The organism is Streptomyces sp. NPDC058964, assembly GCF_042741275.1.
Classification (GTDB): domain Bacteria; phylum Actinomycetota; class Actinomycetes; order Streptomycetales; family Streptomycetaceae; genus Streptomyces.
Genome location: NZ_JBHYKH010000944.1, coordinates 1 through 1,555 on the forward strand (window position 1 = coordinate 1; position 1,555 = coordinate 1,555).

The 1,555-nt window shown below is 72.7% G+C and carries 2 protein-coding genes; one reads left to right on the forward strand and one right to left on the reverse strand.

Annotated features, from left to right (window positions below; all coding sequences use genetic code 11):
- Positions 1-325: 325 nt before the first annotated feature.
- On the reverse strand, positions 326-802 hold the full coding sequence (locus tag ACFW2E_RS46615) for an SRPBCC family protein (protein ID WP_384478182.1): 477 nt from the start codon (positions 800-802) through the stop codon (positions 326-328).
- A 278-nt stretch (positions 803-1,080) separates the two neighbouring features.
- Between ACFW2E_RS46615 and ACFW2E_RS46620 the strand changes: the two genes are divergently transcribed.
- On the forward strand, positions 1,081-1,555 hold a 475-nt coding region (locus ACFW2E_RS46620), incomplete at its 3' end, for an HAD family hydrolase (protein WP_384478185.1).

A 1,555-nucleotide genomic window follows, 5' to 3' on the forward strand; every position in this document is an offset into this window, starting at 1 on the left:
CATGGAGACGGGGAGCCCGCAAGGTGCGCAGACCACGGGGACCGAGCCGGACTGGAGCGGGGGGGGCCCCCGCCCCCGGGGCCGGAGAGCGAGAGGTGTGGGGGGGGGGGGTGGGGCCGGGGGGGGGGGCCCGCCGGCCCCCCCCGGCGCGGGGGGCGTGGGGGCGCCCGCTGCTGGGTTCGCGCTTGCCGGGGGTAATCAGTTCGCCGGCGCGTTGCACGAGAGCGCCCGGCATACGCGGTGCCGGGCCGGCCCGGGATGCCGGACCGACCCAGGACCGACCCGGGCTTCTGCCACCGTGCGCGCGTGAACGCAACGCGTCTGTTCACAGGGGCGAGCCGGCGTCTCCGGGCCGGATGCGCCCGCGCCAGCCACCGACCTCGCCGCCGCCGCTCTCAACGTAGTCCTTGAAGCGGCGCAGGTCCCCCTTCACCCGTCGGTCGATCATGCCCAGCGCGTCCGCGCCCTTCTCGGCCATGCCGGTGGGCTCGACGTCCATCGTGAGTTCCACCCTGGTGTTCGTGTCGTCGATGCGCTCGAACCTGACCGATCCGCGCTGCCGGGTGTCCCCGGCGACCGAGCGCCAGGTGATCCGGTCGTCCAGCAGCTGGTCGACGATCTCCGTGTCGAACTCGCGCCGCACCCCGCCGATGCTCATGGTCCAGTGGTTGTGCCGGTCGTCGAGCTGCCTGACCTCCTCGACGCCCTCCATGAACTTCGGGAATTCCTCGAACTGCGTCCACTGGCCGTATGCCACGCGCAGCGGAACCTCCACCTCGACCGCTTCCTTCACCGTACTCATGGATCCCTCCTTGTCGGTTGGCCGTGTCCGGGGCACCGAGTACCCGGGAGCGGATCAAAGACTCGGCCCTTCGCGCGGAATCGCCCGACCGGGTGGTGCGGTTCCCCGGCACGGTCGCGCGTGTCGGATCGTCCTGGTGGGAACTCGGCGGCCATGTACGCCGAGCAAGAAGTCCCGGGCTCCAAGCTGTCCGGGTCCGCTGCGCCCCGGACGGCCGCGTACCTCCAGGGCCCGCTCGTGCGACCACTGGGAAGCACGACGTGTGAAGGAGTCTCGTCATGTCCACGAGCAAGGGCCGGTCACACACCGGCAACGACCGCGCAGCCGTGTTCGACGTGGACGGAACCCTCGTCGACACCAACCATCTGCACGTGGTGACCTGGTGGGAGGCGTTCCGCCGGGCCGGACACGTGATACCGACGCACGCGATCCACCGGGCGGTCGGACTCGGTTCCGGCGATCTCGTCGACCACTTGCTCAGCAGGGGCGAGGAACAGAAGGCAGACCTGGCCCCCGGGGAGGCCGAGATGCTCAGCACCGCGCACAAGGTGCTCTACGCCCAGTACTTCGAGCGGCGGTGCCCGCGGCCCGGGGCGGCCCCGCGGGTGCCGCGGCGGGGCGCCCCGCGGGGGCGGGTGGGGGGCGGGGGGGGTGGGCGCTCCGGGGGGTTCCCTGGGGTGGGTGCACCGCGCCCGGGCCGCCCGGGTCAACGCCGGCTACCAGCCGTCGACCGGGGAGGAACCGGTGTTGGTG

Coding starts and splice junctions, on each gene's coding strand:
- ACFW2E_RS46615 (WP_384478182.1), bottom strand. CDS start 802: ATGAGTACGGTGAAGGAAGCGGTCGAGGTGGAGGTTCCGCTGCGCGTG.